General features: G+C 69.9%; 19 protein-coding genes. 12 read left to right on the top strand and 7 right to left on the bottom strand.

Annotation, left to right across the window (positions count from 1 at the left end):
• Positions 1-292: 292 nt before the first annotated feature.
• The 9 genes from ACU6WZ_RS21675 to ACU6WZ_RS21635 all read left to right on the top strand — a co-directional run bounded on the left by ACU6WZ_RS21675 (position 293) and on the right by ACU6WZ_RS21635 (position 7,781).
• Positions 293-772, top strand: a complete 480-nt coding sequence (locus ACU6WZ_RS21675; protein WP_447029797.1) for a hypothetical protein — start codon at positions 293-295, stop codon at positions 770-772.
• Between the two features lie 519 nt (positions 773-1,291).
• Entirely contained in the window at positions 1,292-2,362 is a 1,071-nt protein-coding gene (locus ACU6WZ_RS21670) for a DUF4012 domain-containing protein (protein WP_447029796.1), read from the top strand.
• Between the two features lie 13 nt (positions 2,363-2,375).
• Positions 2,376-2,645, top strand: a complete 270-nt coding sequence (locus ACU6WZ_RS21665; RefSeq protein WP_447029795.1) for a hypothetical protein — start codon at positions 2,376-2,378, stop codon at positions 2,643-2,645.
• 129 nt (positions 2,646-2,774) lie between these two features.
• Positions 2,775-3,074, top strand: coding sequence for a glutaminyl-peptide cyclotransferase (locus tag ACU6WZ_RS21660; protein WP_447029794.1), 300 nt, complete (start codon positions 2,775-2,777; stop codon positions 3,072-3,074).
• 64 nt (positions 3,075-3,138) lie between these two features.
• Positions 3,139-3,465, top strand: coding sequence for a glutaminyl-peptide cyclotransferase (locus tag ACU6WZ_RS21655; RefSeq protein WP_447029793.1), 327 nt, complete (start codon positions 3,139-3,141; stop codon positions 3,463-3,465).
• Positions 3,466-3,844: 379 nt separating this feature from the next.
• The gene (locus ACU6WZ_RS21650; RefSeq protein ID WP_447029792.1) at positions 3,845-4,927 is read left to right on the top strand and encodes a glycosyltransferase family 4 protein; all 1,083 of its coding nucleotides are present in this window, start codon (positions 3,845-3,847) and stop codon (positions 4,925-4,927) included.
• A 35-nt stretch (positions 4,928-4,962) separates the two neighbouring features.
• Positions 4,963-5,820, top strand: a complete 858-nt coding sequence (locus tag ACU6WZ_RS21645) for an FkbM family methyltransferase (RefSeq protein ID WP_447029791.1) — start codon at positions 4,963-4,965, stop codon at positions 5,818-5,820.
• A gap of 186 nt (positions 5,821-6,006) precedes the next feature.
• Positions 6,007-7,008 carry an NAD-dependent epimerase/dehydratase family protein gene (locus ACU6WZ_RS21640; protein WP_447029790.1) on the top strand — a complete coding sequence of 334 codons (1,002 nt, stop codon included), beginning with the start codon at positions 6,007-6,009 and terminating at the stop codon, positions 7,006-7,008.
• Positions 7,005-7,781 (top strand): FkbM family methyltransferase, encoded by a 777-nt coding sequence (locus ACU6WZ_RS21635; RefSeq protein ID WP_447029789.1) that lies wholly within the window; start codon positions 7,005-7,007, stop codon positions 7,779-7,781. Before ACU6WZ_RS21640 ends, ACU6WZ_RS21635 begins: the two co-directional genes overlap by 4 nt.
• Before the next feature lie 43 nt (positions 7,782-7,824).
• Here the strand turns inward: ACU6WZ_RS21635 and ACU6WZ_RS21630 are convergent, their stop codons facing one another.
• The 3 genes from ACU6WZ_RS21630 to ACU6WZ_RS21620 all read right to left on the bottom strand — a co-directional run bounded on the left by ACU6WZ_RS21630 (position 7,825) and on the right by ACU6WZ_RS21620 (position 10,074).
• Positions 7,825-9,027, bottom strand: coding sequence for a glycosyltransferase family 4 protein (locus ACU6WZ_RS21630; RefSeq protein ID WP_447029788.1), 1,203 nt, complete (start codon positions 9,025-9,027; stop codon positions 7,825-7,827).
• A complete protein-coding gene (locus ACU6WZ_RS21625; RefSeq protein WP_447029787.1) occupies positions 9,028-9,804 on the bottom strand; it encodes a class I SAM-dependent methyltransferase in 777 nt (258 codons plus the stop codon).
• Positions 9,805-9,948: 144 nt separating this feature from the next.
• Positions 9,949-10,074: a hypothetical protein gene (locus ACU6WZ_RS21620; RefSeq protein WP_447029786.1), complete on the bottom strand. Its 126-nt coding sequence runs from the start codon at positions 10,072-10,074 to the stop codon at positions 9,949-9,951.
• 63 nt (positions 10,075-10,137) lie between these two features.
• Between ACU6WZ_RS21620 and ACU6WZ_RS21615 the strand changes: the two genes are divergently transcribed.
• The 3 genes from ACU6WZ_RS21615 to ACU6WZ_RS21605 all read left to right on the top strand — a co-directional run bounded on the left by ACU6WZ_RS21615 (position 10,138) and on the right by ACU6WZ_RS21605 (position 11,656).
• The gene (locus ACU6WZ_RS21615; RefSeq protein ID WP_447029785.1) at positions 10,138-10,278 is read left to right on the top strand and encodes a hypothetical protein; all 141 of its coding nucleotides are present in this window, start codon (positions 10,138-10,140) and stop codon (positions 10,276-10,278) included.
• Between the two features lie 20 nt (positions 10,279-10,298).
• Positions 10,299-11,051: an FkbM family methyltransferase gene (locus tag ACU6WZ_RS21610; protein ID WP_447034174.1), complete on the top strand. Its 753-nt coding sequence runs from the start codon at positions 10,299-10,301 to the stop codon at positions 11,049-11,051.
• 137 nt (positions 11,052-11,188) lie between these two features.
• A complete protein-coding gene (locus tag ACU6WZ_RS21605) occupies positions 11,189-11,656 on the top strand; it encodes an acyltransferase (RefSeq protein ID WP_447029784.1) in 468 nt (155 codons plus the stop codon).
• On the opposite strand, the gene ACU6WZ_RS21600 is transcribed toward ACU6WZ_RS21605, so the two are convergent.
• From ACU6WZ_RS21600 to ACU6WZ_RS21585, 4 genes are read right to left on the bottom strand one after another with little or no spacing between them, the layout of a single operon-like run.
• On the bottom strand, positions 11,628-12,797 hold the full coding sequence (locus ACU6WZ_RS21600; protein WP_447029783.1) for a glycosyltransferase: 1,170 nt from the start codon (positions 12,795-12,797) through the stop codon (positions 11,628-11,630). The genes ACU6WZ_RS21605 and ACU6WZ_RS21600 overlap by 29 nt on opposite strands.
• Positions 12,797-13,495: a WbqC family protein gene (locus tag ACU6WZ_RS21595; protein ID WP_447029782.1), complete on the bottom strand. Its 699-nt coding sequence runs from the start codon at positions 13,493-13,495 to the stop codon at positions 12,797-12,799. Before ACU6WZ_RS21595 ends, ACU6WZ_RS21600 begins: the two co-directional genes overlap by 1 nt.
• Complete coding sequence (locus tag ACU6WZ_RS21590; protein ID WP_447029781.1) at positions 13,492-14,187, bottom strand: PIG-L deacetylase family protein; 696 nt, start codon at positions 14,185-14,187, stop codon at positions 13,492-13,494. The genes ACU6WZ_RS21595 and ACU6WZ_RS21590 overlap by 4 nt, the downstream gene beginning before the upstream one ends.
• Entirely contained in the window at positions 14,184-14,558 is a 375-nt protein-coding gene (locus tag ACU6WZ_RS21585) for a GNAT family N-acetyltransferase (RefSeq protein ID WP_447029780.1), read from the bottom strand. The genes ACU6WZ_RS21590 and ACU6WZ_RS21585 overlap by 4 nt, the downstream gene beginning before the upstream one ends.
• Positions 14,559-14,596 lie beyond the last annotated feature (38 nt).

The raw sequence follows: 14,596 nt of genomic DNA, 5'->3' as shown, positions 1-14,596 counted from the left end.
CGGGTGACTTCTGAGCAGCGCCGTGCCAGTCGATGCCATATATCCCATTTATTGCATGTATCTAGATGTTGGTATCCCGATCTTGCTTACAGCCGACGTTGCAGCCTGGCCCGGACTGAAGTCGAGGAGAGTGAAGAAGATGACGACATCGCCCAGATGGCGGGTTGCTCTGGCATCGGCAGCATCAACTGCTGTGCTCGTTGCCGCACCGCTGGTGGGGGCGCAGACCGCCCACGCACAGCCGCCTTGCCCAACGTGCCACGCATATCCGCCGGTGCCCCCGCAGCTCACCTTGAGCCGCACCGTCGTGCCCGCCGGGGGCACGCTGACGTTCGGTGGCAATTGCTTCGCCCCCTTCGAGTGGGTCGTGGCGGAACTGCACTCGCATGAGGTCGTCCTGGGCAGGTTCAGGGCGAATGCGCAGGGAGTCGTCAGGGGCAAGGTGACCATCCCGCGGAAGGCCAAGCCGGGATACGACACCTTCGAGCTGGAGGGCCGCAAGTCCAGGCTGAAGCTCTCCGCCCGTATCAAGGTGCTGCGCGCGGAGCACGAGCAGTCCAGCTGGTCTTACGGGTCGAACGGATCCGACCGTCTTGACGGACAAGGTGGGCCCGGCCCGCACGACTCCGACGGACGGGGGAATTCCCACCACGGCTCGGCCCTAGCTGCCACCAGCAGCGAGCAGGCCCTGACAGTGAGCGGCATCGCGGCCGGGCTGGTCGCTGCGGGCGGGGGCACGAGGCTGGCCGTGCGCCGTCGCCGCAGTTCATGACGGAGCAGGACATCGGCACGGCGGAACCACGGCGTCCCGGTCCCGGCCGAGACGCCTTCCGCATGCGCAGGCCCGGCCGCTCCCGGGAGGGGGCACCGGGACGCCGTCGCATGCTCAGGAACACCCGCTGGCCGCCGCGGCGCTCCCACTGGCCGGCGCCGTCTGGATCGGTGTCACCGGGCTGCTGGCCCGTTCCGAGTTGATCGCGGCCGGGCGGGATCTCGACGCGCTGCGGCAGTCGGTGGCGGCCGTGCCCGGCGCCGCATCCGGTGCCGTGCCCGCGTCCGCCCGGGAGCGGGAGGTGCGTTCCGCCGCCGCCCACGCCGCTCGGGCGCATCGCCTCACCACCGGCCCGGCCTGGTACCCCGCAGCCGCGCTGCCCTTCCTCGGTGGCCCGGTCAGGACCGTGCGCGGGGCCGCGTACGCGACCGGCTGGCAGGCGATGTGCTGTCCCCGCTGGCGCGAGCCCTGCCACCACCCACGCCGGACAGTCGTGGTGACGGGATGTCGGAGGCCCTCATGACCTTGCAGAAGCACGCGCCGGAAGTCGTTCGGGCCGCCCGCACCGCGGTCGAGGTGCAGGCCGACGTGCATGGGCTGCCCCGGTCTACCTGGTTGCCGGCGGCCGACCGGGCCCGGGCCGGGCTCGCGCGGCAGATCGACCGCCTCGCCCCTGTGATGACCGACGCCTCCCTGGCGGCCCGCGTCCTGCCGTCTATGCTCGGCGCGCGAGGGGAACGGCGCTATTTCCTCGCGTTCCAGAACATCGCCGAGGCGCGTGGTACCGGGGGCGTTCCGGGGGCTTTCGCCGTGCTGTCGGCCGACCGGGGTCATCTGTCCTTCGAGCGGTTCGGCAACAACACCGAGATGGCCACGGCAAAGACGGACCTCGACCTGGGAGCCGGCTTCGCGGCCCGCTATCAGGGCAGCGAGCCGACCCGGGTGTGGGCCAACTCCAACATGAGCCCGCACTTCCCCTACGCGGCCCGCATCTGGGCCGCGGCGTGGCGCAAACACACCGGCGAGCGCGTGGACGGCGTGTTCGCCGTCGACTCCACCACGCTGAGCCGTTTCCTGCGCGTCACCGGCCCGGCCCGCATGGCGGGCGGCACCGAGCTCACCGCCGACAACGTCGTGGACCTCACCGAACGGGCCAGCTACGCGATGTACGACGACGTGGCCCGGCGCAAGGCGTTCTTCGTCGATGCGGCCCGCGCCGCTGCCGGCCCCCTGATCACCGCGACCGGCGACATGCGCCGACTGCCCGCCCTGCTCGTCGCCCTGAACGACGCCCAGCGGGACGGACGGCTGAAGGTGTGGAGCGCGCATGCGGCGGAGCAGCGTCTCATCCAGTCGCGCCCCTACTCGGGCACGCTCCCGGAGACTCCTGGCTCCTTCGCGGGGCTGGTGGTGAACAACGCGGCCGGCTCCAAACTGGACTACTACCTCGACCGGAGCCTGGTCTGGGAAACGAACGGCTGCTCCAGCGGCGACCGCCCGGTCACCGCGACCGTGACCCTGACCAACCGGGCCCCGGTCTCCGGGCTGCCTGGCTACGGACTCCCCGCCCTACCGCACCCGGCCGGGTGACAACCGGCTCCTGGTGTCGTACTACGCGGGCGTCGGCGCCACCCTGACCGGCGCCACCCTGACCGGCGCCACCCTGGACGGCCGCCCGGCGCAGCTCGCGCCCGGCGTCGAACGCGGCCACTCCGTGTACACACTGGACCTGGAACTGCCCGCCCGCTCCAGCCGCACGCTGGTGCTGCACCTGCTGGAGCCGCACGCGGACCGCGCCCCGGTCCTCCTGCGGCAGTCCCTGGTGACGCCACTGCGAGCCACATTGAAACCGGGCGGTTCCTGCCGTGTCTGAGCGCCTGCGCCGCACCGGGGCGGTGCTCCTGAGTGCGCTGCTGCTCGCGTTGTACGCGAGGGGAGAGCACGCACCGGACGATCCGGCAGGCGGGTCGCCGCGCACCGGGTCGAGCACCTGCGGGTCAAGGTGCTCAAGACCTTTCCGCACGACCCGCAAGCGTTCACGCAGGGCCTCGAGATGGCCGGCGACACGCTCCACGAAGGCACCGGCATCTCCGTCCGGTCCTCGGTACGGACAGGGCCTTCGAGTGAGAAGCCCACGATCCGCACGGCACTCCCCGCCCCCTTGTTCGGTGAGGGCATCACCGTGCTCGGCCGAACCCCGTGGCAGCTCACCTGGCGGAACCGGACTGCCGTCGAGCGTGACGTCAAGACGCTCAAGGAGCTGCGTCCGGTACCAGGACGACCGCTGGGGCGTGTGCCTTGAGCGGGCCCGGCACCAGCTAGTGACCTGAGTCAGAGATTCGGTAGCGGTAGGCGGCCCGCCACGGGTGACGTTCCGTGACCCCAGGGCGCTCGCGAAGACGGGCGAGGTCGCCGTGACCGAAGGGGGACGGCCGGTGAAGGAGCTGAACGAGTTGGAGTGCGTCGGCGGCGCCGTGTACGCCAACGTGCTCTTCACCGACCGGATCGTGCGCATCGATCCCGCCACCGGAGAGGTGACGGCGAGCATCGATGGCTCGGGCCTGCTGCGCGACGACGAACTCGTCCCGGGAGCAACGCTGAACGGAATCGCGGCCGTCCCCGGGACGGACCAGTTCCTGGTCACGGGAAAGTTCTGGCCCAGAATGTTCCGCGTGGTGTTCGTCCCGGCCTGAGACGGGCCACAGCGACGCGGATCACCGGCCCGGCGAGCGGGAGCCGGAGCCGGAGCCGGTGAAGCAACCGGCGTTCGTACGCCGCCGAGGGGGCCTGGGGTCGCGCACTGCGATCCCGGTCCCTCGCCTGTGCGTACCTGGCACCCGAGGCTGCGCCGCGTGGCCCCTGACTGGTCCTTTCCGGTGAGGATCGGCGAGGCGAACGGCAGGCGGCACGCTGTGCCGCGATCCTTCGGTGACATTCGATGCGCACAGATCGCGGGCGGCCGTCACCAGGGACCGCAACGGTGGTCACGTGACGGGCCGACACGCGAGGTGGAGTAACACGACGATGCATATCGTGCGGGTGAGCTACCGGGTCCCCCCTATGCCGGGGGGAATGGAACGCCATGTCGAATACCTGACGCGCCATCAGATCGCGGGTGGAAACCGGGTGTCCATCTCGTTCCGGCACGGGGCGACGGTACCCGTCGGAGCCACGCGACTGCCGCTGCGAAGGATCCCGCGGTCCCGGATGCTCGGGCCGGTGTCCGACCGGCTCGCCTTCGCGGCGGAAGCCGCTGCGGCGATCAAGGACCTCTGCGCCGCCCGACGCGACGTGGACCTGGTGCATCTCCACGGCGACCACATCGAGGCCGCCGGGCTGGGTCCCGTGTGCCGGCGCCTGGGAATTCCGCTGTTCCTGACGGTGCATGCGGCACTCACCGACCGGCATCAGTGGCTCGCCCGGCACGCTTTCCGGCAAGTGAAGGCGTTCATCGCCCTGGGGTCGGCGACCGCTGCCGACCTCGCGGCGCGCGGCGTGGACCGGGAGCGCATCCTCACCATGTCCAGCGGCCTGGAGCTGTCCGCCATGCCGGCCCCCGCCGATGCCGTGGCCCGTGAGCGCGGCCTGATCGTCAGCGTCGGCGCGCTGAACCCGATGAAGAACCACCATCTGCTCATCGAGGCGTTCCACGAACTGGCGCGCAACCGACCGGGCATGCGTCTGGTGATCGCAGGAGAAGGCCCCGAGCGGGACCGCCTCGACCGGCTCGCGGCGGGGGGTCCGGGAGTCGAACTGGTCGGTCCCCTGTCCCGGCAGAAGGTCTACGACCTGGTCCGGCGAGCCGAAGTGTTCGTCCTCGCGTCCCGCAGACTTTCCGGGAAGGGCGAAGGCGTGCCCACGGCGGCGTTGGAGGCGCTCGCGCTGGGCACGCCCGTCGTGGTGTCCTCGGACGCCTCGCTCGATCCGGTGGTCACGGACCGCGAGGCCTACCGGGTCTTCCCGTCGGGCTCGAAGGCGGACCTGGTGCAGGTGGTGAGAACCGTGCTCGACGACGAACCGGGCCGCAACCGGATGAGCAGGCTCGGCGTACGTGCGGCCGCGGAGCTGGACTGGTCCCGGGTCGCGCAGCGCGTCGAGAAATGGTACCGAGCGGCGCCAGTGCAGCGGCGCACTCCTTCTCATGACGGGCGCTGAAAGGGATCAAACGAATGCCGACGACAATTCACGGCATGGCCAAAATGGTCTGGGAACATCCCGCCAACCGCGGGCGGCGGCCCCAGGCCTTCGCCGCCATGGCGGGATGGCAAGCCTGGAAGAGGCTGGTCGGGCGCCCACTGGACTTGTCCGTCTACGACGGTATGTCGTTCCGTGCCTATCCTGACAGCACGCAGCCGGGCCGCTTCGTCTATTTCGGCGGACTTCCGGATTACGAAGAAATGACTTTCATGAAGCGGTATCTCCGGCCTGGAGACGGGTTCATCGACGGCGGTGCCAACGAAGGAATGTTCACCTTGCTCGCCGCCCAGCTCGTGGGACCGAGCGGCGCCGTACATGCCTTCGAGGCCGTGCCCGCGTTCGCGAAACGGCTCCAGGACAACGTCGGCGCGAATTCCCTGCGTTGGGTGACAGTCCACGAAATGGCGATCGGATCCGATCAGGGCACCGTGCCGTTTGCGGTGAGGGGCTCCGGTTCACGCATCCGGACCGAGGCCGACGGCGACAGCGCCGTGCAGGTGAGGCTCGGCCGGCTCGACGACACCCTCCCCGAACGCTCCTTCGCGATGGGCAAGCTCGACGTCGAAGGCACGGAACACCTGGCCCTTCGCGGTGCCGAACGACTCATCGCCCGGGGCGAGCCGGCGGTGTGGATGCTCGAACTCGTCGACAAGTTCCTCCACCACTTCGGCTCCACCGCCCGTGAGGTCCGCCGGTGGCTCGGTAACCACGGATACGACATGGTGCTCTACGACCCGGACCGCAACCGGCTCGTCCCAGCGCCGGACCCGCTCCGTGCGGGGCCCGATGTCCTGGCCGTGTGCCGCCGAAGGCGGCCGGAGGTGGAAGCGCGGCTGGCCGCTGCGGTCTGACGCGGAAATATAAGAATCCGAATCCGGCATTCACTTCGATCCACCCTGCCGGGCATCACGAAAATTCCCGAGAATGTCTAAACCGGAAATGGCACCCAGGGCAGTAAAAATGGGGTGTCTAATTCACTGGTGAGGCCCGCAACTGCCCGGCGCAGTGCGAGCTGCGCCGACGGAAGGGAATCCGTGATGAGTGCGACTCATTGCATCGAACGCGCTGTTGTGACCGGGGCGGCGGGCTTCATCGGCTCCCATGTCGTAGAAAACCTGCTGCAACGCGGGGTCACCGTTCTCGGCGTCGACCGGCGCTCGCCCCGCGACAACGCCTTGGCGGCGGAGAACCTCGAGGGCGTCATGGGACACCCGGGTTTCCGCCTGGTCCAGGGCGACCTCGTGACGGACGAGCTCAAGCCGTGGGTCCACGCCGCGGACACCGTGTTTCACCTCGCGGCCATTCCGGGCGTCCGGCCGTCGTGGGGGGACGGCTTCGGCGAGTACCTCGCGTGCAACGTACTGGCGACGCAGCGGTTGATGGATGCATGCCAGGCCTCAGGCGTCCGCCGCCTCGTCCTCGCCTCGTCCTCCAGCGTCTACGGGGACGCCGTCGGCCGGGGCCCCCTGCGCGAGGAGGACGCCACCGCTCCTCTGTCACCGTACGGGGTGACCAAGCTCGCGGCCGAACGTCTTGCTCTCGCCTACGCGCTCGCACCGGCAAGCCCCACGAGCGTGGTCGCACTGCGCTATTTCACGGTGTACGGCCCCCGGCAGCGGCCGGACATGGCTATCGGCCGGATGTTGCGCGGAATCCTCACGGGAGAGCCGCTGCAGCTCTACGGGGACGGCCGCCAGCGCCGGGACTTCACCTTCGTCACGGACGCCGCGGCGGCCACTGTCGCCGCAGCGACCGTAGATGCGACCGCGGAGGCGGTCAACGTGGGCGGAGGGGACAGCGTTTCGGTGCTCGACGTGCTGAGGAGGATCGCCGACATCACCGGGGCGGAGGTTCCGGTGCGCGACGACACCCACCAGCCGGGCGATGTGCAGGTGACCGAAGCGAATCTCACGAAGGCGCGAGAGCTGCTCGGTTACGTCCCCTCGGTCACGTTGACCGAGGGCATCGAGCGCCAGTGGAAATGGCTGTCCACCCGTTCCCGCGGCCCCCTTCACGACGCGGCCGCCGTGACGGCGTGACACGGAGAGCGGTGGGCGGCATGCGCGTCTTCCTTGACGTCGGCGGACACTACGGCGAGTCCCTCGACGTCGCCCTCGACCCCCGCTGGGGCTTCGAGAAGATCTACTCGTTCGAGCCGGCGGAACCCTGCCGGCGCATTCTCCGAGGGTTCCGCGACTCCCGGGTGCACATCGTGCCGGCCGGCCTCTCCAACAGGACCGGGCAGGCGACCCTGTTCGGGGCGGGTCTGCTCGGAGCGAGTGTGTATGCCGACAAGGGCGAGTTGGGCGACGGGCACGTCCGGGCGGAGACCATCGCCCTGCTGCGCGCCACGGAGTGGCTGCGGGCGAACACCTCGGACGACGACGAGATCTACCTCAAGCTCAACTGCGAAGGCAGTGAGTGCGATGTACTCGAGGACCTCCTGGACAGCGGCGTGATCAGCCGGCTGCGGAGCATCTACGTCGACTTCGACGTCCGCAAGATCCCCAGCCAGGCCCATCGGCACGCGATCGTGGAGGACAGACTGCGACACCACGGCCAGAGGTTCGTCACACCCGAGTCCCTGAAGAGCCACGGAGGCGGCGCCGCGGTGCGGGAGTGGCTCGAGCTGGTGAGCCCGCATTCGCCCGCCGCGGCGAGCACGGTGCGCTACCGTCTCGGACTCCACCGCCCGCCCTACATGTGGGCCACGCACGCCGCGCGGGCCGCGCTGCCGCGACCCGTCTACGCGCTCGCTGCGCGCCGCTTCGGCGCCCAGGCCCGGCAGCGGGCCGGGGCCGACCGCGGCTGATCCGGCCGGGTGCGCCGCCGCGCCTGTGGCCGGCGGCGCACCCTCACAGCAGCGCGTGGAGCATCGCGGCCACGCGCTCGGGGGAGAATTCGCTCTGCGCCCGGTGCCGCAACCGCAGCCCCAGCTCGCGCCGGTCGGCGCGGGGGACAGCCGTCAGGGACCGAAGGTGCCCCGCCAGAGCGTCGAGGTCACCGACCGGCGCGACGTAGGGGTAGTCGGCACCCACCACGTCCACCGAACCGCCTGCGTCGGTCGTCACCACCGGTGTGCCCGAGGCCATCGCCTCCAGCAGCACCCGCGGGAAGCCCTCCTCGTAGCTCGGCATGACGACGACGTCCGCCGCCGCGTACAGCCGGGGCAGGTCGCGATTGGGAACCGAGCCCAGCAACTGCATGCGTCCGCTCCTCGCCGGGTCGGCCGCCTCGCGTTCCAGGCGGGGCCGATCCGGGCCGTCCCCGGCCACCACGAGCCGGACCCGGAGGCCGCAGTCGCGGACCTGCGGGTCCGAGGCGACGGCGTCCAACAGGGGTGCGAGGAGGGTGACTCCCTTGCGGTACGACAGCCGGTGCACGAAGAACACGATCAACTCGTGCTCGCCCCAGCCGAGTTCGGTCCGCGCTTCGTCGCGTGCGGCCTCGTCCAGGGGGGCGAATCGTTCGGCGTCGACGTCGTTGTAGAGCAGCCGCATCCGTCGGCTCGGCACGCCCCACAACCCGGCCATCAGCGGCACCATGGTCTCTGGGCCGGTCACCAGGCAGTGCACGAGCCGGGCCGTGAGCAGGTTGAGGACCTCATGGGCCCTGAGCCGCAGGGTCCTGGGTTGCTCCGGACTCCGTACGTCGGGCAGACCGCTGCGCCAGAGCAGGATGCGGTGGCGGTACAGCGGGTAGGTCAGGATCAGAACGATCACGAAGAGGGTGGAGTAGCGCAGGAAGTAGGTCCGGTAGCCCGCGCGGGACAGGCGGTGCACCGTGAGCGCGGTGCCCAGCATCCGGCCGATCCGGTTCCGGCCGGGTACGCGCATCAGGAGACGGACCCCGGCGAGTTGCGCCGGAGGATTGCCACGCTCCACAGCGGCCGCGACGTCGACACGCTGTCCCAGAGCCGCCAGCAACGCCGGGATGTGCGCGAAGTGTTCGGACTCGTCTTCAGACAGGTGCGGCACCACATAGACGAGCCGCGGGCGCGAACCGGGCTGGGCGGAGTCCGGTTCGCTGTGTGACCTGCCCTGCATCACGTCGGCCATCTAGCCCACCTGCTGCTGGAGTTGTTCAGCGCGCCGCTGCGGAACGCGCGGCATCCGCACCGCGCCCGTGATCTTCCTGGAGTCGAACAGGAAGACCGGGCGCTGGCGGCGGCGCCCGCAGAAGTCCAGGAAGGCCCTGCTGCAGTTGACGTCGTCGCTGGCAAAGACGCCGCCCTGCGTCATCCTGGGCCAGGCCTGCCCGTACTCGAACAGCTGCGGGAGATACAGGTGGTCGCTGTCGTGGAAGAACAAATCGATGGACCCCACGCGCTCCAGCGCCCGGCTGAAGCCTGGCGCGGGGTCCTTCTCGTCGAGGATCTCCAGCTGCCACTGCGGGTGTTGGCCGACCAGCCGGCCTGCGGTGTGGTTGACGTCGAAGCTGTGCAGCATCCCTGAGCCATTGCGCTCGAGTGCGGCGAGGATCAGCCATGAGGACCGGCCGTCGGCCACCCCGGTCTCCACTACCGACTGAGGCTTGAGCAGCCGGCTCAGTCCGTACAGCACCGCGCTGGTCTCCGCTTCCACGCCGTGGGTCCGGGGGTAGCAGAGCGCCGTGTCGGCGTAGCGGGCGGCTAGTTCTTCGGTGGCCTCCTGGTACTCGCTCAGGACGCGCTCGATCTCTGTCGCTTCCCAGCCCAGTTCCCGCAGAAATCCCGGCGCCGACGTGGTCAACTTCCCTCCGGAGCGGGTGAAGTCCATGACGCTCGGCGCCGTGTACCTCCGGATGCCGGTCCCCAGGGTGCGCATGGCGACGTACCCGCCCAGCACTGACGCCACAGGCCCCAGTCCAGAGTGCCTGACCCAACGACGAACGGTCGATACTCGGCTCACGGTGCCCTCCTCGGTGTTACCTGGTATCTGCGCCACATAACGTATCGGGTCATACTGGGTTCATCTCCAACAACACGGGGCGTTGGAGAGTCAGTCGGCGTCGGCGTTCCGGGAAAGTGCGGTCGGCATGCCGATGCCGGTGGTGAAGCCATGGGTGGGGGACGGCGCCCCCGGCGGCGGCCGGCCGCGCTCGTTCGGCGTCACGTGTGCCGGCACGGATTGCCCCTTCTCAGCATGTCTGAACGGGATATGTCTCATCGGGAGTGAAGAATGGGGCTGATGCTCGTCACCGAAGACCTGAGGACCTGGGTGGACGACGGCCCCCACCCGAGAACGGAGGTCCGGGTGCACGAGGACGCGGAACGCTCGACCCGGCGGCCGGGCCACGCCCCGGCCGGGCCCCGACCGGTGGCGGCATGAGAGCAGGAGCAGTGACGGACATGCGTATCTTCCTCGACGTCGGCGGTCACTACGGCGAAACCCTCGATGTCGCCCTGGACCCCGCATGGGCCTTCGACAAGATCTACTGCTTCGAGCCGGCGGAGCCCTGCCGGCGCATCCTGAGCGGCTTCCGCGACATCAGAGTGCAGGTCGTGCCCGCGGGGCTGTCCAACAGGACCGGCGAGGCGACCCTGTACGGCACGGGCCTGCTGGGCGCGAGCGTATACGCCGACAAGAAGCAACTCGACGCACACGTCCAGGCGGAGGCCATCACCCTGGTGAGGGCCGCGGACTGGCTGGCGGACAACACGACGCCCGGCGATGAGATCTATCTGAAGCTGAACTGCGAGGGCAGCGAGTGCGACGTACTCGAGGACCTTCTCGACAGCGGCCTGACCAAGCGGCTGAAGAGCGTCTACCTGGACTTCGACGTGCGGAAGATCCCCAGCCAGGTCCACCGGCAGGAGACCGTCGAGCGGCGGCTGCGCGAGCAGAACCTGCACTTCGTCACCCCGGACGCCCTGGCCGCCCCCGGGGGCAGTGGCTCCGTGAGGAAGTGGCTGACAACGGTGAGCAGCCCACGCAGGACCACGGGCCCCGGAGCCTTGCGCTACCGTCTCGGGCTCCATCGGCCGCCGTACGTATGGGCGGCCTCCGTTGCCCGCAGGGCACTGCCGGCATCCGTCTACGAGAAGGCCGCACGACGTGTCGGCGTCCAGGCGCGCAGGCGCGCCCGGACACTCAGCGGCTGAGACCACCGAAGGAAGCAGCGGGCCGTGGCATTTCATAAGGGGCTGGTGCCGTGAGGTGGCTACGGGCATGCGCCAACATTCCCCCCCGGCTGCGCGGCACGCGCATCGGAACCGGGTCGTACATCTCTCCGCGGGCAGTGATCCAGGAGCATGCCCGCATCGCCATCGGGCAGCGGACCCTGGTCGGCCGCCACGTGGAGCTGGTCCCGCAGGGCGGCTCCATCACGATCGGCAGCGACTGCTCACTGAACAACCGCGTCGTCCTCTACGGCGCCGGCGGGATCACCGTGCAGGACGGGTGCCGCATCGCGACCGGCGTCGTCATCGTCGCCTTCAACCACGGGGTCGACGACCTCGCCCTCCCCATCCGCTGCCAGCCGATCACGGCCCGAGGGGTCGTCGTCGGGAACGACGTGTGGATCGGGGCACACACGATCCTGCTGGACGGGGTGACCGTCGGGTCGGGGAGCGTGATCGGAGCGGGGTCGGTCGTCACGCGCGACGTCCCCGAGTACGCCGTCGTGGCCGGCAACCCCGCGCGCGTGCTGCGTCGCCGCGGCGTCTCGCAACGGACGGCTATCGCCACCGCGGGGCCCGGGCCGTGACACGGCGATAGAGGCGGCCGAGGTCCTCGAGGTTGACGGAGAAGGCGTGGGCCGCGAGGACTTTTCGGCGTACAGCGGCCAGGTCCTCGGGCCGGGGCGGGGACGCCGCCACCTGTCGCAGACCCTCGGCGAGCGCCCCGGCGTCGGGCGGAACCAGTACGACGGCGGGCCAGTCGGACACGGCAGCCGGAATGCCCCCGACACGGGTCGCCACGACGGGGACGGCCGCAGACGCCGCTTCCAGCAGGGTTCTCGGCAGCCCTTCGTCCCTCGACGAGATGACGAAGAGGTCGGCGCGCGCGTACTCCTTCCGCACGTCGTCGATGTCGCGCGCTCCGAGGAAGGTGACCCTGTCGGCCAGGCCGAGCCGTTCGGCAAGCGCCACGAGCCCCGCCTTCTCGGGACCGTCACCGACGATGCGCAGCCGGGCCGCCGGAACCGTCTCGATCAGCGTGGCGAGCGCCGTCAGGAGGATGTCGTACCCCTTGGACGGTACGAGCCGGCCGACCGCGAGGAGCGACAGACCGGGTCCGGCCAGGGGCGGGAGGGTGCGGACCGGCGGATCCTCCCAGACCGGCTGGAGCCGCGGCGGCACGAGAGCGGACGGAATGCCGCGCTGCGACAACGCGTCGGCCATCGACTGGGCCACCACTCTGCGCTCGGTGGCCCGGCGGGCGAACGCGACGACCGACCGTTCGAGGACGGCCTTCCGCCATCGGCCCAGTGAGGCGACCGGCAGACCGAGATAGTCGCCGTGGACGTCCATGAGCCAGGGACGCCTGACCAACAGTGACACGGTCCAGGCCGCCAGCCAGCCCCACGGCTCGGCCCCGTTGAGGACGACGGTCTCGCCCCTGCGGGCGGCCGCACGCGCGTGGCGCACCCCGAGACGGACCGATCCGGCGACCCAGAGCAGGGACTGCGGCCCCGGGCGGCGCGGGCGCCGTACCACGTGCATCGAGCCGCGGTCGCATTCCAGGTGCGGGCCCGCCCAGATGCACCAGGCGTGACCGAGCCGGTCGGCGAGCGCGTTCCACGAGCGGAAGTCGGCGGAGTCCTCGACGCCGCGCTGCCGGTGGCCCGAGATGGTCACGACGGTGATGCGCTGCCGTTCCACGGGGGCGGTGGAGTGGGTGGTCATCACACGTCCTGGAGCCGGTAGCCGGTCAGCAGGGGCGCCAGCTCGGCCGGGGGGACCCGCGACCAGGCGTCGACGGCCGACAGGCACGGGACGAAGGGATCGCAGCCCTGGGCGTACGTCGGGTGGGCGAATTCGAAGAAGTGCACGGTGATTCCGTAGTCGGCGAAGGCGTCGAGGTCGAGGTAGTCGCGCCCGGAGGGGCCTGCGAGGTACTCGTCGGCGCCTACCGCCCGGCACAGGTTGAGGATCAGTTCGGACTTGGTTCCGGGGGCGTCGAGCTCGGAAGAACGGACCGTCGGCACCTTGACGTCGAACTGGGACAGCATCCAGTCCGCGAGGTCGAGGTTGAGGTCGGCCAGGGAGCCGCCGGGCGGTGCCTCGTCGATCACCGACAGCAGGTCGCCGATACGGTCCACGCCCGGGGTCCCGGACAGCGCCTGGATGAGGCGTCCACGGTAGCGCCGCCGCCAGGAGGGCACCTCGCAGATCTGCACATCGCGGATCCGCGTGCCGAACGGGGCGGTCACCGGAACGGTCAACCAGGTGGGCCGGCCGTCCAGCAGGACCCTGTTGCGGTTCTGGAAATAGTTCTTCCGGTACGGCACCGCGTCGAGGACGATCCACAGGTCCGACGCGGCGACCTTGGACAGGAGGCCGAGCCAGGGCAGGTGCTCGGGCTGGTGGATGGTGACCCTCATACCAGCACGCCTTCCAGCCGGGACACTTCGAACGCCTCGCCGTACCGGGCACGCATCTCGTAACCGCGGTACCGGGAGCGGGCCTCGACGCCTTCGATCCACTGCTCCCCGTACTTGGTGTATTCCGACTTGTGCTGACGCAGGGCCTGCAGCTTCTTCTCGATGGTGTCGTCGATGTTGATGTAGAGCTGTGGGCGGAAACCGACATAGCTCCGCCCCGACGGGGTGATGGGCTCGTACATGACGACGGAGTTGTAGTACCGGCTCGCCGCGATGGTGGCAAGCGCGGTGTTGGCATGGGACCGATGGGTGTCGAACGGCCAGTGTGTGAAGACCATCGTCGGGCGGAAGTCGTCGACGACCTTGTTGATCGACTCCACGACGGTCGAGTGGTTCTCCACGTCCTTGGCGGGGAACGACAGGACGTCGATCTCCTTGACCCCGAGCGTGGCGGCGGCTTGCTGGCCCTCGGCGACCGCCACGTCGGCGTCGCGGAAGTGGCTCCCGTCGTAGCTGGTGTAGTCCGATGGGCTCATCACCAGGAAACGCACCCGTGCTCCCGCCTCCACGAGACGAGCGGCGGTCCCTCCGGCCGCCAGCTCGATGTCGTCGAGGTGGGCCCCCACGAACAGGCTGCGCTCAAACATGGGGTTGCTGCAGAACATCGCGTCGTCCTCTCGGGAAACAGTCACCGATGGAGTGGGGTGCCGGCCGCCAGGGACAACTTGCCTTCCGGCGTTGTGCCGGTGACGCCGAAGCCCGCACGCGCGTACAGGTCAAGAGCCGGCTGGTTGCGGGGGTCGCAGATGAGAGTGACGACGCCGGGCGTTTCCGCCAGGAGGTGGGCGAGCAGCCGAGAAGCGATACCGGTGCCCTGGTGACGAGGGTCGGTGGCCACGCGGTGAATGTGCGCGCCCTCGGGACGCCGGGAAGCGATCACGAATCCGACCGGCTTCCCGCGCACGGTCGCGACGAGGCTCAGCTCGCGTTTTCCGGGAAGGTGCCGGGCGAAGTTCTCGGCCTGCCACGGACCGGTGTCGTAGTGGCTGCTTGCCCGATGCACGCGCTGCTCCAACTCAACTAGGGCGTGGAGCAGTTCGT

Source organism: Streptomyces hypolithicus (genome assembly GCF_052934925.1).
The sequence above is the reverse complement of the archived record's forward strand: the minus strand, read 5'-3'. Positions and strand labels throughout refer to the sequence as shown.